The 24,249-nt window shown below is 69.8% G+C and carries 23 protein-coding genes; 7 read left to right on the top strand and 16 right to left on the bottom strand.

The window, feature by feature from the left end; genetic code table 11:
- Positions 1–25: 25 nt before the first annotated feature.
- The 3 genes from ACFV1J_RS01375 to ACFV1J_RS01365 form a co-directional block, all read right to left on the bottom strand.
- The gene (locus ACFV1J_RS01375) at positions 26–898 is read right to left on the bottom strand and encodes a hypothetical protein (RefSeq protein WP_385855135.1); all 873 of its coding nucleotides are present in this window, start codon (positions 896–898) and stop codon (positions 26–28) included.
- A 123-nt stretch (positions 899–1,021) separates the two neighbouring features.
- Positions 1,022–1,390 carry a peptidase inhibitor family I36 protein gene (locus tag ACFV1J_RS01370; RefSeq protein WP_385855134.1) on the bottom strand — a complete coding sequence of 123 codons (369 nt, stop codon included), beginning with the start codon at positions 1,388–1,390 and terminating at the stop codon, positions 1,022–1,024.
- Positions 1,391–1,678: 288 nt separating this feature from the next.
- On the bottom strand, positions 1,679–2,563 hold the full coding sequence (locus ACFV1J_RS01365; protein ID WP_385855133.1) for a LysR family transcriptional regulator: 885 nt from the start codon (positions 2,561–2,563) through the stop codon (positions 1,679–1,681).
- A 128-nt stretch (positions 2,564–2,691) separates the two neighbouring features.
- Here ACFV1J_RS01365 and ACFV1J_RS01360 point away from each other — a divergent pair, with 128 nt between their 5' ends.
- A complete protein-coding gene (locus ACFV1J_RS01360; protein ID WP_385855132.1) occupies positions 2,692–3,093 on the top strand; it encodes a carboxymuconolactone decarboxylase family protein in 402 nt (133 codons plus the stop codon).
- A gap of 21 nt (positions 3,094–3,114) precedes the next feature.
- Here the strand turns inward: ACFV1J_RS01360 and ACFV1J_RS01355 are convergent, their stop codons facing one another.
- The 6 genes from ACFV1J_RS01355 to ACFV1J_RS01330 form a co-directional block, all read right to left on the bottom strand.
- Positions 3,115–4,425 carry a sensor histidine kinase gene (locus ACFV1J_RS01355; RefSeq protein ID WP_385855131.1) on the bottom strand — a complete coding sequence of 437 codons (1,311 nt, stop codon included), beginning with the start codon at positions 4,423–4,425 and terminating at the stop codon, positions 3,115–3,117.
- A gap of 3 nt (positions 4,426–4,428) precedes the next feature.
- Positions 4,429–5,148, bottom strand: coding sequence for a hypothetical protein (locus tag ACFV1J_RS01350; protein ID WP_385855130.1), 720 nt, complete (start codon positions 5,146–5,148; stop codon positions 4,429–4,431).
- A gap of 206 nt (positions 5,149–5,354) precedes the next feature.
- Entirely contained in the window at positions 5,355–5,750 is a 396-nt protein-coding gene (locus ACFV1J_RS01345; protein WP_385855129.1) for a PPOX class F420-dependent oxidoreductase, read from the bottom strand.
- A 297-nt stretch (positions 5,751–6,047) separates the two neighbouring features.
- A complete protein-coding gene (locus tag ACFV1J_RS01340; protein ID WP_385855128.1) occupies positions 6,048–6,548 on the bottom strand; it encodes a lamin tail domain-containing protein in 501 nt (166 codons plus the stop codon).
- 87 nt (positions 6,549–6,635) lie between these two features.
- Positions 6,636–8,033, bottom strand: a complete 1,398-nt coding sequence (locus tag ACFV1J_RS01335) for an FAD-binding oxidoreductase (protein ID WP_385855127.1) — start codon at positions 8,031–8,033, stop codon at positions 6,636–6,638.
- A 47-nt stretch (positions 8,034–8,080) separates the two neighbouring features.
- On the bottom strand, positions 8,081–9,061 hold the full coding sequence (locus ACFV1J_RS01330; RefSeq protein WP_385855126.1) for an antibiotic biosynthesis monooxygenase: 981 nt from the start codon (positions 9,059–9,061) through the stop codon (positions 8,081–8,083).
- Between the two features lie 93 nt (positions 9,062–9,154).
- Here ACFV1J_RS01330 and ACFV1J_RS01325 point away from each other — a divergent pair, with 93 nt between their 5' ends.
- A complete protein-coding gene (locus ACFV1J_RS01325) occupies positions 9,155–9,721 on the top strand; it encodes a nucleoside deaminase (RefSeq protein WP_385855125.1) in 567 nt (188 codons plus the stop codon).
- Between the two features lie 233 nt (positions 9,722–9,954).
- Here ACFV1J_RS01325 and ACFV1J_RS01320 read toward each other — a convergent pair whose 3' ends face one another.
- A complete protein-coding gene (locus tag ACFV1J_RS01320; protein ID WP_385855124.1) occupies positions 9,955–10,626 on the bottom strand; it encodes a TetR/AcrR family transcriptional regulator in 672 nt (223 codons plus the stop codon).
- A gap of 78 nt (positions 10,627–10,704) precedes the next feature.
- Between ACFV1J_RS01320 and ACFV1J_RS01315 the strand changes: the two genes are divergently transcribed.
- Complete coding sequence (locus tag ACFV1J_RS01315) at positions 10,705–11,622, top strand: alpha/beta fold hydrolase (protein WP_385855123.1); 918 nt, start codon at positions 10,705–10,707, stop codon at positions 11,620–11,622.
- Positions 11,623–11,725: 103 nt separating this feature from the next.
- Here the strand turns inward: ACFV1J_RS01315 and ACFV1J_RS01310 are convergent, their stop codons facing one another.
- Positions 11,726–12,673 carry a zinc-binding alcohol dehydrogenase family protein gene (locus ACFV1J_RS01310; protein ID WP_385855122.1) on the bottom strand — a complete coding sequence of 316 codons (948 nt, stop codon included), beginning with the start codon at positions 12,671–12,673 and terminating at the stop codon, positions 11,726–11,728.
- 90 nt (positions 12,674–12,763) lie between these two features.
- Here ACFV1J_RS01310 and ACFV1J_RS01305 point away from each other — a divergent pair, with 90 nt between their 5' ends.
- Positions 12,764–13,219: a MarR family winged helix-turn-helix transcriptional regulator gene (locus tag ACFV1J_RS01305; protein WP_385855121.1), complete on the top strand. Its 456-nt coding sequence runs from the start codon at positions 12,764–12,766 to the stop codon at positions 13,217–13,219.
- A gap of 30 nt (positions 13,220–13,249) precedes the next feature.
- Here ACFV1J_RS01305 and ACFV1J_RS01300 read toward each other — a convergent pair whose 3' ends face one another.
- A complete protein-coding gene (locus ACFV1J_RS01300) occupies positions 13,250–13,732 on the bottom strand; it encodes a DUF6194 family protein (protein WP_385855120.1) in 483 nt (160 codons plus the stop codon).
- 63 nt (positions 13,733–13,795) lie between these two features.
- Between ACFV1J_RS01300 and ACFV1J_RS01295 the strand changes: the two genes are divergently transcribed.
- Positions 13,796–14,539, top strand: a complete 744-nt coding sequence (locus tag ACFV1J_RS01295; protein WP_385855119.1) for a MerR family transcriptional regulator — start codon at positions 13,796–13,798, stop codon at positions 14,537–14,539.
- 16 nt (positions 14,540–14,555) lie between these two features.
- On the opposite strand, the gene ACFV1J_RS01290 is transcribed toward ACFV1J_RS01295, so the two are convergent.
- The gene (locus ACFV1J_RS01290) at positions 14,556–15,101 is read right to left on the bottom strand and encodes an SRPBCC domain-containing protein (RefSeq protein ID WP_385855118.1); all 546 of its coding nucleotides are present in this window, start codon (positions 15,099–15,101) and stop codon (positions 14,556–14,558) included.
- A 216-nt stretch (positions 15,102–15,317) separates the two neighbouring features.
- Here ACFV1J_RS01290 and ACFV1J_RS01285 point away from each other — a divergent pair, with 216 nt between their 5' ends.
- Positions 15,318–15,725: a winged helix-turn-helix transcriptional regulator gene (locus tag ACFV1J_RS01285; RefSeq protein WP_385855117.1), complete on the top strand. Its 408-nt coding sequence runs from the start codon at positions 15,318–15,320 to the stop codon at positions 15,723–15,725.
- Between the two features lie 565 nt (positions 15,726–16,290).
- On the opposite strand, the gene ACFV1J_RS01280 is transcribed toward ACFV1J_RS01285, so the two are convergent.
- Entirely contained in the window at positions 16,291–16,725 is a 435-nt protein-coding gene (locus ACFV1J_RS01280; protein WP_385855116.1) for an ester cyclase, read from the bottom strand.
- 943 nt (positions 16,726–17,668) lie between these two features.
- Between ACFV1J_RS01280 and ACFV1J_RS01275 the strand changes: the two genes are divergently transcribed.
- Entirely contained in the window at positions 17,669–18,922 is a 1,254-nt protein-coding gene (locus ACFV1J_RS01275; RefSeq protein ID WP_385855115.1) for an acyltransferase family protein, read from the top strand.
- Between the two features lie 386 nt (positions 18,923–19,308).
- On the opposite strand, the gene ACFV1J_RS01270 is transcribed toward ACFV1J_RS01275, so the two are convergent.
- Together ACFV1J_RS01270 and ACFV1J_RS01265 are read right to left on the bottom strand one after the other, a co-directional pair.
- The gene (locus tag ACFV1J_RS01270) at positions 19,309–23,007 is read right to left on the bottom strand and encodes a hypothetical protein (RefSeq protein WP_385855114.1); all 3,699 of its coding nucleotides are present in this window, start codon (positions 23,005–23,007) and stop codon (positions 19,309–19,311) included.
- Positions 22,997–23,851 carry a DUF4132 domain-containing protein gene (locus ACFV1J_RS01265; RefSeq protein ID WP_385855113.1) on the bottom strand — a complete coding sequence of 285 codons (855 nt, stop codon included), beginning with the start codon at positions 23,849–23,851 and terminating at the stop codon, positions 22,997–22,999. The genes ACFV1J_RS01270 and ACFV1J_RS01265 overlap by 11 nt, the downstream gene beginning before the upstream one ends.
- Between the last annotated feature and the right edge of the window lie 398 nt (positions 23,852–24,249).

The following is a 24,249-nucleotide window of genomic DNA, read 5'->3' as shown; positions in this document are numbered from 1 at the left end:
GTGAGGGGGAGCCGGTTGGTCTGACTCAGCCGTCTGCGCGGTTCAGTACGCGGCGGGCGGCTGCCAGCCAGCGGTCTTTCCGGGCCTTCGCCTCGTCCAGACGGTCGGCGTTCTCCTTGATCAGGCGGCGTTGGATGCGGATTTCGGCCGCTGCCCATGCCGTCATGACCTTTGTCGACCGTTGGCAGGCCACGTCGGTGCGGGCGGTGTCGCGTTCGGTCGACGTGGGGTCGGCCGTTTCCCAACGCCTGCTGCCGGCGACCGCCAGCGGATCCTCGTAGTCGAAGCCTGCCTTCGCCATGCAGGTACGCCAGGAGCGCACGGCGCTGCGTACCTCGGGAGCGCGCCGGGCGGCTTCCAGCGCGGTGCCGGTCAGCTGGTTGAAGGCGTGGTAGTCGGGTGGTGCGGTGTCGCCGGCGAGTTGGCGCTGGGCGGCCTTGAGGCACCCGCCCTTGCCGGAGGTCCCGTAGGCCGCGTGTTGTACCTCGGCGGGGAGAGCCTCGCGCTCGTCCCAGGCTCGGTTGCGCCGTACCACCGAGGCCGGTTCGGGGCGCGGGTGGTAGCCGAAGTCAGCGGCATCTGCCTCGACGGCTCCGTAACGGCCTGCGTTCGGCGGCTCGATGTCCTGGGCGCTCACCCGGGGCAGTGGCTTCCACTCCAGGCCCCGGTCGTTCATGCACCGGCGCATGAGGATGTCCTGGGCGTCTTCCACCGCGTAGGTCTCTGCCGTGGACGAGGCATAGGCGTCCAGCGGGAGCGTCAGCTGCCCGGCCTGCCGGGTTGCGGACGGCGGTGCGGTGGGGTGCCCGGTGGGTGATTCCTGGTGCCCAGCGGTGCAGGCGGTGGTGGCCAGAAGCAGCGTGAGCGCGGTGACGGCCCGGGCGCGGGAGCGCGACATGGTTGCCTCTCGTCGTGCGTGGCGCGGTGTGCGTGGGGCGGAGTGCGGTGCCGGGTGGGGCGGAGTGCAGCCCGTGGGCCGCACCCCGCCCGTCAGCAGTTCACCGTTGACGGAACGTGCTGTTCAGCGGAACTTGATGGAGCTCACGGCGTCGCTCAGACCACGGTTGCCGAAGTGCGCCTCACGGTCGCCCGGCGCCAGGGAGAAGTGGGCGCCCTTGTAGTTGCCGTGCTTGTAGAAGGTGACCGTGCGGTTGCCGAGGTTCTTGGCGGAGCTGATCTTGTCGCCCCAGCCCTCGTCCCCCAGGTGCGGACGGTTGGAGTGGAAGCTGGTGGTCGCACCCTTGTACTTGGCGTCCACGTAGACCTTGACGTGCCGGTTCGCGGCCTTGGACGCGACGGTCGCGTGGGAATCGGCGGCGGCCGGGAGCGCGGCGCCGAGCGAGAGTGCGGCAGCGGCGGCAAGTCCGGCGGCTATGGGTCGAATACGCATGAGGTATTCCTTCGGTGAGTGATCACGCCTGAGGCGTGGGACGAAGGTCGTCCGTTCGGTCGGCCACCGGGCCGTACGTGCCCGGCGGCCGGGTGACGCGTCCTACGATGCCGGGCCACCAGTAGGCTGTCGTTAGCGCTGAGTCCACACTCGTTTGGCAATGCGTCCACGCACCGCCGCCGGCCCACTCCACGCGGTCGGGGCGGAAGGGGGCCGGCGCGGAATGCGCCACCGCGCATCAGCGTGACCGAGGTGCGGCACAGGCAGCGCCCCATGCCGAGGCCGGTCTCATCCGGCGATTGCCTCGGTGAGGACGGTGCGGACCCGTTCGATGAGGGGGTTGGTGTCGTCGGCCCGCCACACCAGGTGCAAGGCGGTCGAGGTGTCGGCGAGTGGCCGGGGGGTCACTCCGATGCGGCGCAGCGCACGGTGCGAATCGGCGAGCACCGCTGCGCCGAACTTGGCGGCGACCAGGGCCAGTAGGGTCTGCACGCTTCGGCCTTCCGCCCCGATCTGCGGCACGATGCCGGCGCCGTGGCAGAGGGCGATGATCTCGTCGTAGGACCGCGGTGAGACGTCACGCGGCCAGATGACCAGGGGGATCTGGCCCAGTGCCGTGAGCGGGGCGGGTTCAGGGGGGTAGGCCAGCGGATGGCCGGCGGGCAGGAACAGCGTCAGCGGTTCCCGCCACCACACCTGGGTGGCCAGCCGGGCATCGCGCAGTGGAAGGCGCTGGACCGCGAGGTCGTAGCGCCCCTCCAGAACACCGGTCGACATCTCCGCGTCGTTGAAGCTTTCCTCCAACTGGAGCTGGATCCGCGGTAGTTCGCGCCGCAGGCGACCCAGCGCGGCACCGAGCGGTCCGTTGATGCCCGAACCGGCGAAGGTCACGACCAGTCGTCCGGTCATGCCTTGCGCGGCGAGGCGCACGTCCTTGAGAGCGGCCTCCGCCTCGGCGAGCACGGTGGCCGCACGCCGGACCAGAACCTGACCGGCCTGCGTCGGCGTCAAACCGCGCCCTTCCCTGACGAAGAGCTTTGTTCCCAACTGCCGCTCCAAGTCGGCCAGTTGGCGGCTGAGTGTGGGCTGCGTCAGATGCAGCCGCCGGGCCGCAGCGCTGATGCTGCCCTCTTCTGCGATCGCGACGGCGTAGCCGAGTAGCCTTAGCTCCATCCATACCTCCCAGGCATGGGAAGTATATGAAGTTATGCCCACGAAGCAGATTTGGGTGCCGCTCAGGCCAGGCTGGACACAGCGCACCGGACGGAACCGGAACGCACACCAGACCCTGAGGAGCATCCATGAACCGCGAAGAGCGCTACGCGTACGGCATGAAGGTGCTGGAGGAGGTTGACGGCGAAGCGGGACAGCGCATCGTCGACTCGCTCGCAGACACCTCGCCCGAGTTGGGCCACCAGGTGGTGGCATGGGCGTTCGGCGACATGTACTCCCGCCCCGAACTCGCCCCACGCGAGCGTCAGTTGGTCACCCTGGGCGTACTCACCGCGCTCGGCGGTTGTGAAATCGAGCTGCACGTGCACATCAACGCGGCGCTCAACGTCGGCCTGACGCCGACCGAGATCTCCGAGGCGCTGCTGCACTCGGCCGTCTACTGCGGCATGCCCCGGTCGATCAACGCGACACTCGTCGCCAAGAAGGTCTTCGTCGAACGTGGCCTGCTTCCCCTCACCAACCTCGGCTGACCCTGTTGCCAGTGTGGTTGGCTACAGAACGCTTCCCGGAGACGACTCCGGAGACGGCGGGAGGCGGAGTTCGGCGACGGCCCCGCCGTCGGGGGCGTTGGAGAAGCGGAGGGTGGCGCCGAGGACGTGGGCCTGGCCGGCGGCGATGGTCAGGCCCAGGCCGTGGCCGGTCCGCCTGCCGGCGTCAGATCCGCCCGACTGGCTCCGAAAACGCTGCGGCCCCTGGTCGAGGAGGTAGGCGGGGTAGCCGTCGCCGTGGTCCCGCACGGTGATGACCGGCGCGTCGACGGTGACCACGACGGGCGAACCGCCGTGCTTGTGGGCGTTGGCGACGAGGTTTCCCAGGACGCGTTCGAGCCTGCGCCGGTCGGTCTCGACCTGGTCGTCCGCTATGACGCGGACCTCGGTCGTCGTTCCGGTGGCCCGTACCGCGCGTTCGGCCAGCGGGCCCAGTTGGTGGAGGTCGAGGTCGGCGCTCTCGACCTGGGCGTCGAGCCGGGAGATCTCCAGCAGGTCCTCGGTCAGCCCGCGCAGGGCCCGGACGCGGTCGCGCACCATGTCTGTCGGGCGGCCGGGCGGCAGCAGCTCGGCCGCGGAGTGGAGCCCGGCGAGCGGGGTGCGCAGCTCGTGGGAGACGTCGGCGGTGAAGCGCTGTTCGCTGTGCAGTCGGGTCTGGAGGCTGGCGGCCATCGCGTCGAGCGCGGTCGCCACGGCGGCGGCCTCGTCCTGGGCCCGGTGGGGGCGCCGGGAGCGCGGGTCGTTCACGCGGGCGTCGAGGTCGCCGGTACTGATCCGTCGGGCAACGCGGGCGGTGCGGTGCAGTCGGCGGGTGATGCGGGAGACGGAGATCAGTCCGGCCCCCAGGGTGAGGGCGATCGCGGCGGCGGAGGAACCGATGATGGCTCCGTCCAGGCCGCGGAGGGAGGCTGCCTGTTCGCTGTAGTCGAGCCGTAGCGCGAGCACCTTCCCCCCGGTGACGGGGGTGGCGGCCCACATCACGGGGCGGCCCTGGTGCGTGGCGAGTTGGGTTCCGCGCTCGTGCCGCCGCACGGTCATCTCGCGCAGTGGAGCGGGCAGGTCCGGTGGGTTCACCGAGACGTTGCGGTCGAGGGGGTCCCCGGCGACGTACGCGGACTTGCCGCGGTCCAGTTCCGCCAGCGCCGTGTGGCGCGCACGGTCCTGGGTCTGCCGGTCCACCAGGACGTGCACCAAGGTGCCGAGCACCGTGGCGAGCAGGCAGCACATGACGGTGATGAAGACCGCGGCCTTCCAGTAGAGCGTCGCCGTCCAGGCATGCAGCCACCGCGGCGTACGCGGCCGGAGAGTGCGCACGGCTCACCTGCCCGAAGGGGCTGCGGAGGCCGGGGCTCGCCGACCGTAGCCGACATCCTGGATCGTCATGACCTGGTGCCGCGCATCCCATACGTAGACCGTGCGGCTTTCGTAACCCGGCGCGTCCCCGGGCTCGTGGATGACCAGCTTGTGGTCGGCGACCTCCACCGACTGCGGGGAACTGGTGGAACCCAGGATCGAGGTCACCACCCCGTTCTTGAGCGTGTAGGCGTAGATGATCAGGAGGTTGCTTCCGCTCTGCACGCCGACGATCAGCTCGTCCTTTCCGTCGCCGGTCAGATCGTGGTACTCGGGGGCCCGCACGGGGCAGGAGCGCGAGCCCGGCTTGCCGGCACAGGCGCGGATCTTGCGCTCCTCGCCCTTTTCGAAGACGGGCTGGTCGCGGCGCTTGTCGGCGTCGATCTGCGCCAGGAGGACGGATCCCGCGGACACCTTCCGGATGTCCCCGGACGGCACCCGCGGCAGTGCGGTCAGCGGCTGCGGTGCCTCCTCCCCTCCCGTGGCGGGCGAAGCCGCCGGCGCGGGCTTACTGCCGGGCCACAGTTCCGCCGGACCGGTAACGGGAGCGGCATGCCCCGCGCTCTTGGGCGCACCGGCCTGCGCACAGCCGCCCAGCAGTGCCGCCGTGCCCGCCGCCACGCTCGCCAGGGCCACCGCCCGTACGACGGCACGGGGCGCGCGCAGGCCACGGACAAGGGGCACGACGCCACTCCGAGCAGGTTCGGAAGGCGCAGGGGCTGAGTGGTGAGGAGTCAAACGTTCTCTCCGCGTGGCTCTGCGACGGTCCGACAAGTCCGGAAACGGTAACCCATCGGTCGCGGACCAGGTCGTGCGCCCCGTCACAGCAGGGGTCCCGCTCGGACCGGGAAGCGGCCCCTGTCCCCCTCGAAGTCTCCTTGCCCGCGCGCCTAGCCGCGGGGGCTGCTGATCCGTTCCGGCTGGATCACGAGGATCACCCGGACTTGGTCGCGACCGCCGAACCACGGGTACGGCCCGCCGAGATACTTCTGCGCGAGCGCCTCGATGTGGTCGACCGCACCCTCGGTGGTCACCCGCACCACCCGGCCGCGGATCTGGACGTAAGAGGTCGGATCCGAGGGGTCGGCGACTGCGACGGCGACCCGCGGGTCGCGCGCGATGTTGCGCGTCTTTTGATGCGACTCCACGCTGTTGATCAGGATGTGCTCGCCGTCGGTGTCGACCCATGCCTGGGTGAGCTGGGGCGAGCCGTCGGGCATCGTCGTCGCGAGGTAGCAGGTGCTGGGGCGGCGCAGCAGCGCCACCAGGTCCTCGCCGAGGGGCACGGGCACAAGGGTCTCCGGATTCACTTTTGTTGGGTGATGAGGCAACGGTAGCCACGGCCGGGCACCCGGCCTTCCGCGCCCCGGAAACCGTGCCGGAGGCAACGCCTGTTCCTGCGCGAAGTCCCCGGCTGGACGGGGGAGGCCAGCCGGGGACTGATCTCCCGTGTACCCCTCCACCGTGGAAGGAAACACGCCGGTTCCGGCCGGACATGGCGATGCGCCGCAGGACCGGACACCTGCGGCGCATCGTGGGTGGCGCCGATGAGTGACGTGGAATCTCACCGGCTGTGGGGCGGGTCAGTGGTGGTGGCCCCAGTGGCCGTGACGACCCCAGGAGGTGAAGTCGACGATGCGGCGGTGGTCGTCGCGCAGGGTGGCGGTGTCGGAGTAGTTGTCCCAGACGTAGTCGCGGCGGTCCTGGTAGAGGTCGGTGCGGGTGTCACGGCCGATGCCGGTGTGGACGCGGACCTGGCTGTGGCCGGCCAGACGGACATTGCCGAAACGGTAGCTGTGCCCGGTCTTGTCGGAGAGCGTCCAGCCCTTGAGGGTGACCGGCCAGCGGCCGGTGTTGCGGACGGTGACCCACTCGGCGTTCAGGCTCCAGTTGGAGCGGTCGTCGCGGCCGGGGCTGTCGTACTGGATCGGCCCCAGCACCACGGCGGAGCGGACGTGGTGGTGCGCGCCCGGGACGTGGTGGCCGCGGTGGTGGTCGGCCGCGGCGGCGGGCAGCACGGCGGTGGCGGCCAGAGCCGCAGCCCCGGCTACGGCGACAGCGATACGCGAAGCGTGACGGAACACGGAATCCCCCCTACACCCATCCAAACGCCCCAAGGGGTTACCCGCGGCAGCACCTGCCACCGCACACGGGCCAGCCCGGCGGGCCGCTCAGGGGCCGAGGTAGGAGTGGAAGAGGTCGTCCGGGTCCCAGCGGGCTTTGATCTCAGCGAGGCGGTCCCAGGCGGCCGGTGCGTACGAGGACTGCGCGCGCGGGCCGCCGGCTTCCAGGTCCGCCTCGGCGATGTAGTGCCGGCCGCCTCCGCGCGGGTCCACCGCGGCCATCGCCTCCCGCAGCCAGCCACCGTTCGCCGGGTCGTCGGCCGGGTCGTCCCAGATCGCGTAACAGACCAGGTAGGAGGCGCCGAGCGGGGCGAAGGCCATATTGCTCAGCAGCGCGGGGTCCTCGGAGACCGGTTGCACGGGCGCGAGCACCAGCGACTTGCCCGAGGGCGCGGTGGCCAACGGATCCACCAGCCGGGTCAGCTGGGTCTGGTAGCTCTCCGGGGCCCACAGGTTGTCCGCCCCGTAACGGTGGTCCGGTGGCCAGACCGCACTCGCGCCCTCGTGCAGGGCCGCGTACGAGGTCGGCGTGGGCGGCTCACCGGCGACTTCGAGCTCACCGAAGGGGCACTCGGTGAACGGTTCGAGGGCCTGCCGGGCCGTCTCGGGCGAGGAGGCGAAGGCGGTGGCGACCACCGAGATGCGGGGCCCCGGGGGCACCGATTCCGTCGCCGGGCCGGACGCCATGAGCACGAAGGCGGTCTCCACGTACGGCGGCAGCCCGCGCGCGATCGGCTCGGCCCACTCCGTGACCCGGGCGGTGTCGGCCAGGGGGAAGGTGCAGCTGGTCGTCATGATCGAGACGGGGTGGGGGTGCAGGGCGAGCCGGAAGCCGGTGACGACGCCGCAGAAGCCCGGTCCGGCGCCGCGCGCGGCCCAGAAGAGGTCGGGGTGGGAGGCCTCCGTGCAGTCGACGGTCCGTCCGTCGGCGGTGACCACACGTACCTCCTGGACGTCGGCGCAGGAGGCGCCCCAGGCCCGGGAGTTCCAGCCGAGGCCGCCGCTGAGCAGGAATCCGCCCACCGGGACGGTGGGGCAGTGGCCGACGGGGAAGGCCAGTTGGTGCGGGGTGAGGGCGGCGACCAGTTCCTGGCCGGTGACGGCGGGCCCGACGGTGGCCGTCGGAGGGTCGGGGCCGGCGGCCGGGGCCAGGGTGCACTCACGCAGTCGGGAGAGGTCGAGCAACAGCCCGTCGTCGCGGAGCGGGGCCCCGGACCAGTTGTGCCCGCCGGAGCGGACGGAGAGGCGCAGCCCTTGCTCCCGGGCGTAGTCGACGGCCCGTACGACGTCCCTCTCCGAGGCGGCCCGCACGATGACACCGGGGAACCGCGCCGGTGTCACACCGTTCCAGACCACGTCGGCCCGGGCGTCCTCGTAACCGCTGTCACCCCGGCGGATCAGGGTTCCGTCGAGGTCGGGTGCGGACACCTGTGTCCATCGGCCCATGGTCGCCTCCTTGATGCACGCGGACCGTCCGAAACGTCAGTGGGGAATCAGGCCAGGGTGATCACGGCGAAGACCGCGAGGGACACGAGATAGCAGACCGCCACGGCGGCGATGCCCGCCATCTGTGAGCTGCGGCCGAGGGTCCGGCCGGGCTCCAGCCAGAACGCGAGGGCTCGGTTCACCAGTGGCATCAGAAGCCATGTCAGCGCACTGACGCTGAGGATGTTCGAGACGAACATGGCCAGGTAGAGCGGGACTTTGACGCGGTTCAGCGCGTCTCCGAGGGTCAGCGTGAGCACCATCACCGTCGGATAGAGCGCCAGAAGCACGGTCATTGCCTGTTTCCAGTTGGGCGGCGCACCCTCACCGGCGCCGTGGCCGAACCTGAACCAGCCGCTGAACGCCGAGCTGACCTTGCGCACGTCATAGGCGGTGAAGTACTTGTTTCCCTCCTCCAGGAGCGCGCTGCGCACGTCCGATTCGAGCCAGTCGTCGAGGTGTTCGCGGGAGTCGAACCGGAAGACGACCACCCAGTGTTCCTGAACGCCCTCGACCGGCTTGAACAGTTCGGAGCCCATGAACCCCGGCGCCTTCTCCTGGGCCTTGAGCGTCTTCTCCTGCCATTTGAGGAAGCCCTGTTCGCATCCTGGTTTCACGTCATGGGAGATGACGGCCGTGACGACCTTCGGCGTCACCTGCGCCGGGCTGCCGCCGCGCAACACCTCCTGGGACGGAGGCCCTTCGAAGAGCCCGCGCGCTTCCTTGAGCAGCTCCGCCCGCCGGTCCGAATCCAGCCAGGCCGTCAGGTGCCCCACTCCGGAGAAGCGGAACACGGTGACCCATTCGTTTGCGGCGCCGGCACCGGGCGGGTACACCTCGGCGCCCACGAAACCCTCGAATTCGCGGGCCGCCTGGTTGGTTCTGTCCTGCCAGCGCCGGTACTCGTCGGCCCGCCCCTCGCGGACCTTCTGCGAGGTCACCACGGTGGCAATATCGGCCGTGGAGTCACGGCTTGCACGGGCACTCACCTGCAGTAGCCTAGTTCAAAAGCCATTTAAGCGGCAAATGGGGCAGTTGGTTTGGTCCCGGACAAGCGGCCGATGCCGATGGGAGACTCCGCTATGGAACAGAAAGAGCTCATGGCCGAGGCGGTACGACTCGCCACCGAGTCCGTCGAAATGGGCTGGGGCGGCCCCTTCGGGGCGGTGCTCGCACGCGATGGCGAGATCGTCGCCCGCGGGCAGAACCGCGTACTGCTGACCGGCGATCCCACCGCCCATGCCGAGGTGGAGACCATCCGGAAGGCCGTGCAACTGCTCAACCCTGAGGCGCCGTCAATCTCCCCGGACCATCAGAACGAGAGCACGCTGGAGTACGTCCCGCGCCCCGAGGGCTCCCCGGACCCCGTCCCGGAACGCGCCCGTATGCTTCGAGGCTGCTCGATCTACATCAGCGGCGCCCCCTGCCCGATGTGCATGAGCGCCATCTACTGGTCGCGGATCGACGAGGTCTACTTCAGCTGCGATCTGGACGAAACCCGAAAGATCGGCTTCGACGACTCGTTCCAGTACGAGGACTTCACCAAACCGCTCGATCAGCGTCGGATCAAGGTCGAGCAGATCTACCCCGAACTGGGCTCCACGGCCTACGAGGCATGGACGAAGCGGTCGGAGCGGCATGCGTACTAGGGGTTGCGGCCTGGCGTTCCGACCGTGCGCGAGGGCGCCTGGCGGATGCTCGCCACCGCACGCCCCGCGGATGCTCGCCACCGCGTGAGGGGCGGAAGTCGGCCAGCGCACAGCCGAGTTGGCGGCCGAGAGGGAGGGGCCGGTCGGCGTAGCAGCCGAAGCCGCGCCGTCAGGTGAGTGCCCAGCAGGTGTGTACTGCGTGCCCAGCAGAGGTGTGCCCAGTCGCAGCGACGTCAGCCCAGCACTCCGGCCAGGGCGCGGACGAGGACGACGTCGAACCGGTCGTGGGGATTGCCGTCGGGCGGGGAAGCGGCGAGCAGGGCGGCGATGCGGGGGTGGCTTCCCGCGCCGGCGACGTGCCGGAGGTAGGCGGATCGGCGGATCGCGCCGGTGTCCCCGGCAGCCGTCTCGTTCTGGACGAACAGCGCGGTCAGGCCGCTGATGAGGGCGAATGCCTCCAGTTTGCGCGCGGGGTCGGCCGGGTGGTCGGCGAGCACGTCGAGCACATGCTCCAGGAGGTCGACCCCGTGGGGGCCGAGCACGGGCCGGCCCATGACCATGGTGGGCAGCCACGGGTGACGGCGCATGATCTGCCGGGCCTGGCGGGCGATGTCGAGCAGATCGGCCTGCCAGTCACCGCTGGGGGCGGGAAAGTGGTACTCGCTCGCGGTGCTGTCGGTCATCAGGTCCAGCAGGTCGTCGCGGGTGGCCACGTAGCGGTAGAGCGAGGCGGCACCGGTACCCAGGGCCGAGGCGACCCGGCGCATGGAGACGGCCTCCAGGCCCTCACGATCGGCCAGCTCCACCGCGGCAGAGGTGATCTCCGCCCGGCTGCGCTCGGCCGGGCGCCCGACCGGCGCCTGCTCCGGCCGCATCCAGATCACCGGCTCCTGCTGTCCTGCCACTGCCACCTCCCGCGTTGCCACCAGCCTACCTATCGCATACGGTGTTCGCGAACGACGTTTGCGAATGGGAGGGGCACGATGACGCGTTTCGCGCACAACGGCGGGATCCAGATCGCCTTCGAGGACCTCGGCGGCGCGGGCGGCGACCCGTTGCTGCTGGTCATGGGGCTGGGAACCTCACGGTTCTGGTGGCCGGACGGCCTGGTGACCGAACTGGTCCGCCGCGGCTTCCACGTCGTGGCCTACGACCAGCGCGACGCCGGCGAGTCCACCCACCTGCCCGACCGGCGCGTCGGCCCGCCGATCAAGGCGCTGCTGCACCGCAACGCTCCGGCCTACAGCGCCGAGGACCTCACCGACGACGCGGTCGCCGTCCTCGACGCCCTCGACTGGGAGGGCGCCCACCTCTTCGGCCACTCGTTGGGTGGGCTCATCGCGCAGCGCACCGCGATCCGCCACCCGCAGCGCGTGCTCAGCATGGCCACCTCCTCGGCCGTACCCAGCGACGCGAAGGGCCTGAACGTCCTGCGCTATCTGCGCCTGGCCTGCCTGCCCCGATTCGCCCGGCTCCACCACCCCGAGACTCCGCAAGGCAACCTGGACCTGGCGGTGGCCATGGCCCGCATCCTGGCCGCGCCCGACCAGCACCTCGACGAGCACGATGTGCGCGAGTTCGTCGACAAGGAAGCCGCGCACCAAGTCGCCAGCCTCCGCGACCGGAAGGCGCAGAGCCGCCAGATCGGCGCGAAGTGGCACGGCGGACCACTCGCCCGGATCACCGCGCCGACCCTGGTCCTGCACGGCGAAGGCGACCCGCTTCTCCGCCCAACGGCCGCCCACCACATCGCCGCAGCCATCCCGGGCGCCCGCCTGCTCACCCTGCCCGGAGTCGGCCACTTCCTCGCCCACGACGTCTGGGCCACCTACGCCGACGCACTGCGCACGCTCGCCGACCGCGCCGACCAGCGACCACAGATCAACGGGACCACACTGTGACCGACTGCATTCCTGTCATGGGCGGTGTCCAGCACCCGCCCCGTGCGTCGGCCACCATGCCCACCGCTCACCTGCCGCAAGCACCGACCGCCGTGCTCACCGCTCACCGGACCCGGATGATGCTCTTTCCGTGAGTGGTGCCGCTGGCCAGGTTCGCGAGGGCGGTCTCCACGTCGGCGAGCTCGTGTTCGGCGGTGATGTCGATCCGCACCGAGCCGTTGGCCACCAGCGCCAGCGCTTCGGCGGCACCGGCAGCCAGCCGGGCCGGGTGGGTTCGGCTCAGGAGGTTGCTGTTGTACGTCAGCACGGACTGCCCGTTCATGAGCAGGTCGTTGGTCGAGAGGTCGACCGGGTCGAAGGTGGCGATGTTGCCGTAGACCACGAGCCGGCCGTGCGGCGCCAGGAGTGCCAGGCTTGCGGTGCGGGTGGCGCCTCCGACGGGGTCGAGGACGGCGTCGAAGGTCTCCTCGCCGAGCGCCCGGGGGAACTCAGCCCGCGTCAGTACCTGGTGATAGCCGAACTGCCGTGCGTAGCCGGCCCGTTCCGCGTCGCCGACCACGCCGACGATGCGCCGTGCTCCCGCCGCGGCGGCGAACTGTGCCGCCATGGTGCCGACCCCGCCGGAGCCCGCGTGGATCAGCACGCTGTCACCGGGGCCGATTCCGGCGACGGTATGGATGAGGGCGTAGGCGGTGGGGGTGCTCCAACCGAATCCGGCCGCGGTACGGGCGTCGACGTTCGCTGCGCTGATCGCCAGGGCGGCCGGGGCGAGGACGACCTGGGCGTAACCGCCTCCGCCCACGAGGGCGACGACCTGTTCGCCGACGCGACCCTGATCCACTCCGTCACCGACCGCGACGATCCGGCCCGCGACCTCGAAACCGGGCACGAGCGGTCGCGGGAGGGGGAAGTGCCCGTCGCGCACCAGCACATCGCCCCACTGGACGCCCGCGTAGGCGACCTGGACGGCGACCTCGCCCGGCCCGGGAACCGGGTCGGGGACCTCGGTCAGACGGAAGTGGTCGTCGGCACCCAGAACAACGGCCTTCATCACGTTTCAACCCCCTGTGTGGAATCAGTAACCTGATACCGCCGAAGGTAGCGAGTATCAGGTAGTTGAGTCAACAAAGGGAGTTGAGACATGTCTGAGGTGCCTGTCGAGGAGTACCTGTGCACCCGCATCCGCCGTGCGGAGCAGGCGTTGATGGCCCACCACGAGGCGGTGCTGCGCACCTACGGGCTGACCATGACCCAGTACACGGTGCTCCTGGCCCTGTCCCGCGCGGATGGCCGGTCCGGCGCTCAACTCGCCCGCGCCTGCGGCGTCTCCCAGCAGAGCATGGCAACCGTCCTGAACGGCATGCAGTCCAAGGAACTCATCAGCCGCCAAGCCTCCGCGGCCCACGCGAAGGTCATGCTCGCCACCCTCACCGACACCGGGCGAGACCTGCTCGACCGGGCCTACCAGGAAGTCATCGTGCTGGAACGCGCCCTGACCGACCGCTTCGCCCCCGACGAACACCGCCGATTCTGCGAGTTCCTCGACCGGGCCACCGCCACCCTCATCGAACAGACACCCCCAGCCGCGGCACGCTGACGACGACGCCGACCGGGCGGAGGAGAGGGCCTACCCCGTACGGTCCGTGGATTCAGCGCGCCGTTCATGGCGTGAGCGTGCGAGGTGGTACGCGGTGGACAGCAGCTCGCGGGTGGCCGCTTCCGTACGCGGGCCCGGGTTCACCACTGCCAGCCAGCCGGCGGTGCCGTAGACGGGGTGCGCGATCACGGTGTCGGCGGTGCCCGGGTCGACCCCGGTGGAGGCTGGTTCGCGGGGCGTATGCCCGGTCCAGCGGATGAAGGCCTGTTTCCCGGCGGAGATGTTCACGCGGAAGGTGTCGGGGCGGTCCAGACGTGAGGTCTCGTCGCCGGGGTAGTTCTTGGTCACCACCGTCGCGAACGGTTGGGTCGTTGTCGGGGTGACGCCATCGGGCGCGTAGTAGAAGAACGTGTCGCCCCAGCCGATTTCCGGCGAGCCGTCGCCGGGCGCAGGCCTGAGGGTCAGGACGCCGTCGAGGCCGTCCACGAAGCTGATGATCTCTTCCATGGTCATGTGCTCTAGCGTTGCATTGAAGTGCTTGTGGAGACTTAGAGGCTGCGATGGAGGGGCTGAGCGATGCCAAGTCTCAAATCGGGGGACATGCGCACCGGCGATGTCGCGCGGCGGACCGGGTACTCCGTTCAGCAGGTTCGCAATCTTGAGCGCGACGGTGTGCTGCCGCCGGCGACGCGCACCGCCACGGGCTACCGGATCTACGGAGAGATCCATCTGCAGTCCGCGCTGGCCTACCGGGCCCTGGCAGCGGGCGCGGGTCCGACCGAGGCCAAGAAGATCGTGCGGGCCGTCCACCGGTACCCCGCCTCCCAAGTGGCACTTGCCCTTCTCGACGCGGCGCACGCCCGGCTCCACGCCGAGCGCACGGAACTGAGGCTGGCCAAGGAGGCCGCCCAGTCCATCACCAGTGAGCCCATCGACGACATACGCGCCTCGGACACGATGAGCATCTCCGAACTCGCCGTCGCCTTGGACGTGCGACCTTCGACGTTGCGGCATTGGGATGCCGAGGGCCTTGTCGTTCCCGACCGCGACCCCGTGCGAGGAACTCGGCGATACGGCCCCACTCAAGTGCGCGATGCGCGGATCGTTCACCAACTACGTAGCGCCGGTTACCGCATCGCACCTCTTCGGGCCCTCATGCCGGAGCTCCGGTGCACCCGCCGGTCGTCGGATGTCGCCTCCGCGCTGGCCGCCAGGGACGCGAGCATCGCGGCTCGCTCCCAGGCCCTCCTCGACGGCGCTGCCGCACTCAGTGCGGTGCTCTCACTGGCCGCCGCCTCAGCACCTCATCGAGCGTCATGAGTCAACCAGCCACTCGCTACTGCCCTGCGGCCGCCAGCGCCGCCGCGAGGCCGTTCAACCGCAGGCGGGTGGCGCCCCGCAGATGGGGGAAGTCGTGCTCGGGCTCCGCGGAAGGGATGAGGAAGGCTGCTTGCTCGGTCCATCGCAGGTGGGTGCCCTCGGCCTCCGGGTGCAGTTCGACGGTCACCAGCGAGGCCCAGCGCGGCACGTCGTCCACGCTGGAGGTGTACGCGTAGACGATCCTCGCCCCCGGCGTGATGTCGAGGTAGCGCGACGCGTACGCCAGCCGTTCCGGCCGTGCGTCGGGAACCGTGAAGACACTGGACGCCGTCTCGCCGCCGTTTACCGTGAAGTCGTGGTGGTACGACACGTGGCGGCCCGGCAGTTTGAACCACCGGCGCCGGACCGGGGTGTCGGCGAAGGCCTCGAACACTGCGCTCGGAGGCGCGGCCAGCGGAAATCCGATGGTGAAGGTCTCGTGCCGCACCCCTGGGGCCGCACCGCTGCCCTGCCCCTCAACTGCTGTGTCCAGTGCGGAATTTGCGACGGCGTCGGCGGTCATGTGTCCCTCACGTGGCGTTGCGGCGGATCGGGCGGGCACCCATTGGTTACTGTTCGTATGTAATGGGGTGCGGCCGCTGCGATCAAGGCCTCGCGCTGACGCACTTCCATGTCAGCTACGCACTTTCATGTAAGTCATGCACTTTCAGGTCAGTCACGCACTTTCAGGTCAGTCGCGCACTTTCCTGCCAGTTACGCACTCGAAGGGAACAGTCACATGGATTCCGCACTGCGGTCCCAGCTGGCGGCCGCCGGGGTCGGCCCGGAGTGCGCGGCGACCATCGAGCTCGTGCGCGATGTGCTCGCCCGGGTCGGAGACAAGTGGACCGTTCTGGTCGTCACCACGCTCGCCGAGGGACCGCTGCGCTTCACGACCCTGCACGAGCGAATCGCCGGGGTGTCCCAACGGATGCTGAGCCAGACCCTCCGCTCACTGACCCGCGACGGACTGATCACGCGGACGGCTTACGCCGAAGTACCGCCCCGCGTCGAATACGCGCTGACTCCGCTGGGGCGATCGCTGAGTGACACCGTCACGCACGTGGTGCGCTGGGTGCAGGACCACCAGATCGAGATCGTCCGTAACCGCGAGGCCTTCGACGGAGTCGAGGCCGCGGCGCCGTGAAGGGACGGGGACCATGCTCGACCTGCGCGGTGACAGGAGATCTTCCGAACAACGCTTTCAGGACGGCCCGTTCGGGTCTTGAAAGACGATGCCGAGCAGCCCGGGGAAGCGCGCTTCGAGATCGTCGGAGCGCAGGGTGAGGTAGTTTCTGCGGCCTTCGTGGCGCAGGCGGATGACGCCGCTCTCGCGCAGGACCCGCCAGTGGTGGGTGAGGGTGGACTTCGGCGCATCCGTCTCGATCGCGCCGCAGCCCCGAAGAACAACCCAAAGCGGTCGTCCGCCACTTCATCCGCTTCTTCCGCACCTTCCGCTTCTGCCCCGACCAACCGCACCACGCCGCGTAAGAGCCCCCGTCACCGGCTGACTGTGACACGGCGACAGGCCGGCAGCGGCACGGCGGCGAGGCGACTACGGACGGCAGCCAGGCGGCTGGGGCACAGCGGCGAGGCGGCTACGGCACGACAGCGAGGCGGCTGGGGTGCCGGTGCTGCCGTGCCGAGTCGGCCGCGCAGTTTCGCCATCGCCTGCCGGTTCGCCCCACCGCCGCCGGCACCCGGCGCCCTCGTCAGGACGGGAGGGCGCCGAGCTGCCGTAGCTGCGCGAGGACGTCGACGATGCCCCGGATCTCGGCGATCCGCCCGTTGACGAAGCGGAAGATGAAGATCTCGTTGTAGGTGACGGTCTTCCCGGTGGGTGGCAGGCCCTGATACTCACCCCGATGGGTCCCGGTCACCGTGTTCCTGGAAACGACCTTGTCGCCCTCCGTGATCGTCTCCTCGACGGCGACATGGATGTCGGGGAACGCGCGCAGGAGCGCCTCCCACACCCGCTTCAGGGCCTCCGCTCCCGTCGCGCCCATCGGTACCGGCGCATGGAAGACCAGGTCCGGTGCGACGCACTCGTCGATGGCCTTCGAGATTGCTCCCAGGTCGCCGCTGTTCACGGCGGAGTGGAAGCGGTTGAGCGTCGCGGTGTTGCTCGTTCCCCCGGCTGCCGACATACGGTCTCTCCTCTGCATCGCTCTGCTCTGGTCAGTGCCTTCGCCGCGCGCTGGACGGCGGCTCGGCAACAGGACGGCACAGCCGCCGGGAATGTGACATCACACGCGGACGACGGCCTGCAGCCACTGCCCAGCGCGGCGCCTTCGCCGCGGTCGCCCCGCGGGACCGCCTACGGGCGGTCGGCGGCGTGTCGTGAGGAAGCAACGTGGTGCCACACCGACTGAACCAAAGACCGGTGCCTCCCGTCTTCCTGCGCGGAAGCCGGAAAGTACCCCCACCTGGTGGAGCCCATGCACGTGCCCGCGCCATCAGCAACACCAGCTGCCGGCGCTTCCTGAGCGCCCGTACGCCGGACGAGTCCCCAGAGGACGGCCCGACGCAATCCCCCCAAAGCCCCACCGAGGTAGGCCCTGATGCACCGAGCGCTTCGCCGTGTGAGCGCCGCCGCAGCCCTCATCACACTCACCACCACCGTGTGGCTCTTCACCGCCGGCCCGGCGGAAGCCCTCCGCCGTACCCGCCTCAGCTATCTCACATCGCGCGGGAATTCCACCGGGCGGAAAACCCCCTACGCCTGTCAGCCCCACCACGGACACTGCTTCCGCACGAGATGCCGCTCGAAGAGATACCTGCGCCGCCGGTGAGCCGGTGTGTCGGTGTGCCGGTCGGTGAGCCGGTGAGCTGGTGTGCCGGTCGGTGAGCCGGTTGCGAATCGAGTACGCGTACACATTTTCCCGCCGGCACGACAGCAGGCCCTTTCCCGGCTGAAAGGGCACCGTGGACGCTAGGCCGCCCCTTTTTCCCGCACCAGCTCACGTGTCGCTGTGCGCCACGCTTGCCGCCCAGCATCACCGATGTTTGCGACGATCGACGAGACAGCTTCCTCACTCGCCCACGGGGAGCGAGGACGACGACGCCCCAGGAAGAATGAGGAATCGCGGTATGCGCTTGGTCGCGCCTGACGGTCCGGCAGCTTCGGCATCGGCACTCGGGCGCCCCAGACTTTATGTGCTCGACGGGCTACGGTTCATGGCAGCACTGATGGTCCTCGGCTACCACTACCTCACGCTTCGCGACGGATGGGGCAACGACCCCCAGGCATTCTCACCGGAGCTCTACCGCATCTCTCAATTCGGCTGGCTGGGCGTTGAAGTCTTCTTCCTGATCAGTGGATTCGTCATCTGCATGAGCGCGTGGGGACGCACACTCGGCGATTTCGTGAAGTCCCGGGTCTCGCGCCTCTATCCCGCGTACTGGGTCGCCGTTCTGCTGACGGCGTCCGTCCTGACGCTGTGGCCCCGCGTGCGCAGTGCGGACAGCCTGGAGACGGTGCTGACCAACCTCACCATGCTGCAACAAGGTGTGGGGGTGTCCGATCTCGACGACGTCTACTGGTCACTGTTCGTCGAGCTGAAGTTCTACTTGCTCTTCGCTCTCGTCGTCCACAAGGGCGTCACCTACCGCAGGTGCGTACTGTTCTGCGGTCTGTGGACGGTCGCCGGCGTGGTCGCTTACAAGGCCGATACCAGCTTTCTCTCGGTATGGGCCATCGCGCCGTACTCCCCCTATTTCATCGCGGGGATCGCTTTTTACCTGATGCACCGATTCCGGCCCACCATGTTGCTGTGGGCGATCGTCGCGGTCGAATTCCTGCTGGCCCAGCATTACGTAAAGGGCCGCGTGGTGATGAACCTCGGGGACAAGGCCGCAACGGCACACGATTGGCCGGCACGCATCGGAGTTCTGCTGGCTTTCCTCCTCATGGCGGCCATCGCACTGGGATTGTTCGACGGAGTGCGGTGGCGCTGGCTGAGCCGGGCCGGCTCGTTGACGTATCCGCTGTACCTGCTGCACATGTACATCGGCTTCACGCTCATCGCCCTACTGCGGAGCCATCTGCCTGCTCCCCTGCTGCTCATGTCGATCATCACCCTCATGCTGGTGCTCTCGTACGCCGTCAACAGGTGGGTGGAGCGTTATCTGGGTGCCTGGCTGCGCACCGGTATCGACAGGGGTTTGCAGGAAATGCGCCGCGGCTCCCGGGAGAATCCAACGGCGGAACGACCCGGGACATGGCGCCCCAGGCAGCAACCCGTCACGCCCACCGAGGAGGGGGACAGCAAAACGAGCCTCGCCCGCGCGGAGCGGGTCGACCGTACGGAAAAGGAGAGTGACCGGGTAGGGACACTCTCCTGAAGCGGAGAATCACGAGCTATGAGCGGAAGTCAACACACCATGCCAACTCCCGCTCCCCTCTTCTCTTCTCTTCTCTTCCGGGAGATCTACCGGATCTTCCAGCGTTGGGACTTCCCATCGTCGATTTGCCACAGTGCCGCCCGGTCAGCGGCGGAACAGGGTTTCATGGTCAGTCGGTTGTTGCGCAGCGTGAGGCACAGTTTCGTTGCCGCCTGCCGTAGCGCGGTGTACTCGTAGTCGTCGTCCCAATGCCACCGCATGAGTCCCCCCTCTACTCGATGCGTTCCGCCGAGAGGGTATCGAGAACTGTCGACGATGCCCCCGGAGCGGGCACACCCCCACATCTCCCCCTCAATGATGCGTGTCGCGGCATTGAAGAGGCAGTTCTAGACGCCCACCTCTTTCCACGCCTGCGCCAGTCGGTCGGTCATCGTGGACTGGTCCCACAGGTCGGCGGGGTCGTCGGGCATGGCGGCGTCGTAGAGCTCCAACCTGGCCACCTCGCGTATTCGCAGGAGACGGTCGCGACCGGTCTGGGCCTCTGTCACCGTCAGGTCCAGGGCCTTGCGGACCGCCGTGGGGAGGAAGTCGCGGCCTTCGCCCTCGATATGCGGCAGACCGGCCAGCAGGAGGGCCGCAGCGCCGCGGTCGAGACCGGTGGCGTCGGCGAGTCGGTCGGCCGCTTCGGGCGCGTAGGGGACCGGGCCGCCGCGCTCCGCTTCGTCCACCAGCCGCTGGAGCCGCTCGGGCGTGGCCCAGCCGTCGGGCACCGGATGGATGGCGACGACACCGTCGGGGTGCGGCACGGTCCCCCGTTGCAGGAACACGCAGATCTCCTCGTCGGCAACGGCGAGCGAACGGGCCCAGGAGCCGTTGCGGATGGCGCTGTGCAGCGGCAGCAGCCTGCCGTCCTCCCCGGACACCGCGTCCTGCTCCTCGCCCTTCAACAGACCACGCTGCAGGCCGGGTTGGGCAAGGGACGAGGCGGCCCAGAACCTGAGCAGGTGCAGGAGCGCCCGGCTGTGCGCGGGGCTGGTGACGGCGCTGACCGCACGCACCGCGAGACCACCGATCCGGCCGGGAAGCTCGGTCCAGTCGACCGCGCTCGGGTGCTCCCGCCATTGCTCCGCCGTACTCTCGCCGCCGATCGTGCCGGCGAGGAACGCCGACGCGAGTTCGATCTGCGCCACCCCGCCCTCGTTCCCGGTGGTGTATCTGCTGAGCAGGCCCTCCAGCGCCCCGCCCAGATCCCGCTCCCGTACCTTGAAGCGCGGGTAGGTGACCCGCTTCAGGCGACGCAGGAACGCGATACCGGAACGGGCCGTCGCGGCGGCCTCCTGGACGCATCCGATGACGCCCTGGACGAGCAGCGGATGACCGACCTCGGGCAACAGCTTCGTGACGGCGGTCCGCAGGGCCCCTTCGGAGGTGGCTGCGGCCTTCACCAGACGTCGCACCGTGGCCTCGGAGATCTCCCGCAGCGCCGCCGACCCGGCGGGATCGCGGGGCTGGAGGAAATGCCAGAAGGCGGCCGGCGGCATGAGTCGCGTTCCGGCGGCCACCGGGGACGGATCGTGCCGCGTGTAGCCGTGGTTCGTCCGTTCCGCCGCCCAGTACCGCTCGCCCGTATCGGCGTCGCGGGCCACCACCGGGTCGTACCGTCGGACGCCCCCGCTGAGCACCAGCGGCTTCCCGGCACCCGGGATGTCGAGCAGCCCCCACACCGCGGTGATGCCGGCTCCGTCGAACGCGCCCTGGACGCCGTCGATGCGGTGATAGCGGACCCGTCCGGTGGCCCGGTCCTCGGCGACCCGCAGCCCCACATGCGTGCCGTCGCTGCCGAGCGGCGACTCCGTGACGCCGTACGGCAGCGGTGCCAGCCACGAGGAATCGAAGCGCCAACGCTCGTCCTTGCCGAGCAGCGAGGGATTGAAGAATTCGGGGAGATCAGCGCCGCTCAGTTCACCGGTTTCCAGGTCGACGTGGTGCACCTGCGACTCCAGCCCGTCGGTTGCGTGCCACCAGAAGTCCCGGCCGTCGTGGAACATGTGGCCGTTCGGACCGACCCGCTTCTCGCGGGGGCCGAGGACCTGGTGGCCCATGAACCTTCGCCCGCTCGGCGCCATGAAGGTGTAGCCGAGCTGCTCCCGCTCGTAGTAGAGCGACTCCCACATCCTGGGCCGTACGGAGAAGAGCTCGTCCGGTGCGTCCGACCAGTAATGCGTCTGGCGGCCGTTGACGAAGTGGCAGACCAGGAACTGCCCGTCGGAGAAGAAGACCTTGATGTCGTAGTGGAACCTGTTGGCTCCGCGGGGCACTCGCAGCCGGTGTTCGGCGAGGCGGCCGCCGGGCCCTATCGCGATGGCCTTGCTGCGGTCGTGCACCACCAGGACGGGCCAGCTCGGCCGGCACCAGCTGTCGCCCTTGAGCTCGGCCGCGGCCTCGTCCAGGGCCGCCCAACCCAGCTCGTCCAGGATCCCCGCGCGCAGCGTACGGGTCAGCGGCGTCACCAGGTCCAGGTCCGCCATCCGGGCGGCCAGGTCCGGCATCTCCCGCAACATGTCGGCTCGGACGTTTTCGCCCAGCCAGCGCAGGGCCGTCTTCGCGTCCTCCAGGCCGCCCGTCCGGGCTTGTTCGAGCCGTGCGCCGACGGTCTGGCACAGAAGGGGTCGTAGGGCCTTCGTGCCCCACTGGGAGCGGAATTCCCGTCCATCGGTGGGGGCGGAACGGGCCAGCACCGGTCCAAAGCGGGGGTCGTCGAGGAGGGCCCGCAGATCGACACGGGTGGGCCCTTGCCAGTTGGTCAGCGAGGTCTTCGGGCCGGGATCCGCCACGGGGACGCCCGCGTCCAGGCAGCGGCCCAGGGCGACGGCGTCGATGCTGTGGTACTCGTCCGGCTTGCCGGCGTCGAAGCGTACCGGCGTGCCCGCTTCCCTGATACGGTCCGCCAGCGCCGGAATCAGCCGCAGCAGCTCTTCGGGGGCGGCAGCACGGCCGTCGCCGTAGCGGCCGAGCATCGCGGACAGCCACTCCCCCGCATCACCGGCCAGCTCGTCCAGCGCGCCGGTCTCCTCCAGCAGACCGCACCACCAGGCATCCGTCCCCGACCGCGGCACCGCCGTCAGCCGCCACAGCAACCGCCGCTTCAACACGAGGGAACCGGCGACCACGGGCAGCAGCGCCTTGTGCTGCGCCGTCCAGAACCCGTCCGCCACCCGCCACAATGCCGGCGCGTCCACCAGTCGCTCCAGGAGCAGCCGCTGCTCGGTGACCACATCGCGCCCCGCGGCCTTGGCCAGTTTGGCGATCTGCTTGAGCATCTCGGGCCAGGGCGCGAGCCCGCCCGTCGTCCGCCGTACCGCCAGCTCCCACAGCTCGCGGTACGCCTCGACGGGGTCGGGCCGCCCGCCCAGCTCGGCGACGTACGCCTTGATGTCCTTGGCCGACAGCGCACCGGCCAGCGCGAACTCCACGAACACCGCACGCCGCCGGGCCGGGTCGGCAACGGGCCCCGTGGCACGCCGGTCCGCCGCCCGCGCCCGGCCGAACATCAGCGCGGCCTGTTTGTCCCGCCCGGCGGCGAGGAAGGTCCGGCCCACCTCCTCCCAGTACACGGGCAGATGGTCATCGGGAAGCGTCGCGGCGATCTCCTGGAACCTCTGCACCGCGGGCCCCGGCCTGCGGACGGCCAGCCGCCCGGCCCGCGCCATCTCCACTCCCGCGGCCAGCGCGACCTCGGCGTTCGCGGAGTCGTGGACCAGTGCCCACGCCGGGTAGCGCGGCTCCGGGCGCTGTCCCGATGCCACCGGGTCCCCGGCCTCCGGGGCGGAGAAACCGAGGTCGGCCAACAGCCGGTCCTCGACGGGCGCCATCGCCTCCCCCGTCAGCCGGACCACCGGCCGGGTGCCGAGATGGGGATGGTCGTAGCGCCGGGCGGTGAGCGGCTCCCCGCCCGGCGTCCCTACGGGCGCCAGCCCCATCACCAGCCCCTCCGCCAGCCCCGCCTCCCGCACCGGCACCGCTGCCGGATCGTCCGCGGCCGCCGTAACGCCCCCGCCGTTCCTCACCTGGGCCTCACGCGTCATCGTTCTTCGCTCCCCCGTAGATCAGTTCCGCCATCCGCAACCCCTCGGACCAGGCAACCGGCCCCAACTTGCCGACGGCCACCGGACGTTCGGCCGCATCGACCCAGAGGAGCCGCCCGGCCTCCTCAAGCGCCCCGGAGCCGGCCTCCCCCACCCAGCAGCGCGCCTCCATCCGGACAGACCGCTCGGCGATCTCGGCAGCGGCGAACCCGCCCCGCACCACGAAGCCGTTCCGAAGAGCGTTCACCCGGGCGCCCCCATGCGCAGTGAAGGGCTCGCCCTCATACGCATCGATACCGGTCGCCTGCGGATCCGTTCCCTCCGGCCGCCGGTACACCCGCCGGTCCAGCTGCGCCGATGCCGGTGCGACGCCCTGCGCCTGGAGGAGCCGGCGCCACGGCTCCAGATCGCCGAGCAGGACAGGATGCAGCAGCGTGACGGGCGTCCCGGCCGGCGGCCCGTGCAGGGCACCGTTCTCGTCCCGTACGGAAACGCGCCCGTCCTCGGCCACGTCCACCAACAGCCCCGTGCGCCCGCCGGCGTGCACCACCAGGTGCTCCAGGCAGGCCCGCCAGCCCGGGTCCGGCCATATCCGGGCAAGCAGTCCCGCGGGCACCGGCACCCCGCTCAGCAGCCACGACTCCACGGTGTTCCGGCACTCCTCCTCATGCCGCACCAGCCGGTCCCGTAGCGCGGCGAACTGCTCACCGACCGGGTCGGCCAGCACGCCCTTCGGTATCGATTTCAGCTCCCGTCCATCGGTCCTGCGGCACCTCAAAGTCGTGCCCTCCAGCGCCAGTTCATAGCCACGCGAGGCGGCCACCCACACGAGCGGAGTCGTCATGCCGTCGACTATGACAGGCCCCACTGACAATCGACCGCGAGGCCTGACGCCAGGTCAATTCCGGTGCCTCTTTCCCCAAAGGGCGGCGGTTTCACTTCCGCGAACCAGGCGGCTGCGAGCTGGCCGGGTGGCGGCCCGCCGGCTGATCGCCTTCACTCCATGCGCCAGCGGGGCACCGCTCAGCGACCAGAGCTTGCCCGGCGTGGCAGTCCCCGTCCCCCTCTCCGAGCGGGGCGATCCCCCGCCATGACGTTGCATTTAATTGCACCTGTCCGGCAGCAAGTTGCACCGCGGTGCGTGTGTGCCTATCGTCTCGCCGCAGAGGCCTTCGTAAGTGGGCCAGAGGGGGTTGACCATTGATCGTCATCGCTCGTGCCGCTACGCCATCCACCGGTGAG

The sequence above is a fragment of the Streptomyces sp. NPDC059649 genome, from assembly GCF_042734445.1.
Classification (GTDB): domain Bacteria; phylum Actinomycetota; class Actinomycetes; order Streptomycetales; family Streptomycetaceae; genus Streptomyces.
The sequence above is the reverse complement of the archived record's forward strand: the minus strand, read 5'-3'. Positions and strand labels throughout refer to the sequence as shown.

Excerpts from the sequence above, each read along its gene's own strand:
- ACFV1J_RS01375 (WP_385855135.1), bottom strand. The coding sequence starts at position 898 with ATGTCGCGCTCCCGCGCCCGGGCCGTCACCGCGCTCACGCTGCTTCTG.
- ACFV1J_RS01370 (WP_385855134.1), bottom strand. The coding sequence starts at position 1,390 with ATGCGTATTCGACCCATAGCCGCCGGACTTGCCGCCGCTGCCGCACTC.
- ACFV1J_RS01365 (WP_385855133.1), bottom strand. The coding sequence starts at position 2,563 with ATGGAGCTAAGGCTACTCGGCTACGCCGTCGCGATCGCAGAAGAGGGC.
- ACFV1J_RS01360 (WP_385855132.1), top strand. The coding sequence starts at position 2,692 with ATGAACCGCGAAGAGCGCTACGCGTACGGCATGAAGGTGCTGGAGGAG.
- ACFV1J_RS01335 (WP_385855127.1), bottom strand. The coding sequence starts at position 8,033 with ATGGGCCGATGGACACAGGTGTCCGCACCCGACCTCGACGGAACCCTG.
- ACFV1J_RS01325 (WP_385855125.1), top strand. The coding sequence starts at position 9,155 with ATGGAACAGAAAGAGCTCATGGCCGAGGCGGTACGACTCGCCACCGAG.
- ACFV1J_RS01315 (WP_385855123.1), top strand. The coding sequence starts at position 10,705 with ATGACGCGTTTCGCGCACAACGGCGGGATCCAGATCGCCTTCGAGGAC.
- ACFV1J_RS01310 (WP_385855122.1), bottom strand. The coding sequence starts at position 12,673 with ATGAAGGCCGTTGTTCTGGGTGCCGACGACCACTTCCGTCTGACCGAG.
- ACFV1J_RS01305 (WP_385855121.1), top strand. The coding sequence starts at position 12,764 with ATGTCTGAGGTGCCTGTCGAGGAGTACCTGTGCACCCGCATCCGCCGT.
- ACFV1J_RS01300 (WP_385855120.1), bottom strand. The coding sequence starts at position 13,732 with ATGACCATGGAAGAGATCATCAGCTTCGTGGACGGCCTCGACGGCGTC.
- ACFV1J_RS01295 (WP_385855119.1), top strand. The coding sequence starts at position 13,796 with ATGCCAAGTCTCAAATCGGGGGACATGCGCACCGGCGATGTCGCGCGG.
- ACFV1J_RS01290 (WP_385855118.1), bottom strand. The coding sequence starts at position 15,101 with ATGACCGCCGACGCCGTCGCAAATTCCGCACTGGACACAGCAGTTGAG.
- ACFV1J_RS01285 (WP_385855117.1), top strand. The coding sequence starts at position 15,318 with ATGGATTCCGCACTGCGGTCCCAGCTGGCGGCCGCCGGGGTCGGCCCG.
- ACFV1J_RS01280 (WP_385855116.1), bottom strand. The coding sequence starts at position 16,725 with ATGTCGGCAGCCGGGGGAACGAGCAACACCGCGACGCTCAACCGCTTC.
- ACFV1J_RS01275 (WP_385855115.1), top strand. The coding sequence starts at position 17,669 with ATGCGCTTGGTCGCGCCTGACGGTCCGGCAGCTTCGGCATCGGCACTC.
- ACFV1J_RS01270 (WP_385855114.1), bottom strand. The coding sequence starts at position 23,007 with ATGACGCGTGAGGCCCAGGTGAGGAACGGCGGGGGCGTTACGGCGGCC.
- ACFV1J_RS01265 (WP_385855113.1), bottom strand. The coding sequence starts at position 23,851 with ATGACGACTCCGCTCGTGTGGGTGGCCGCCTCGCGTGGCTATGAACTG.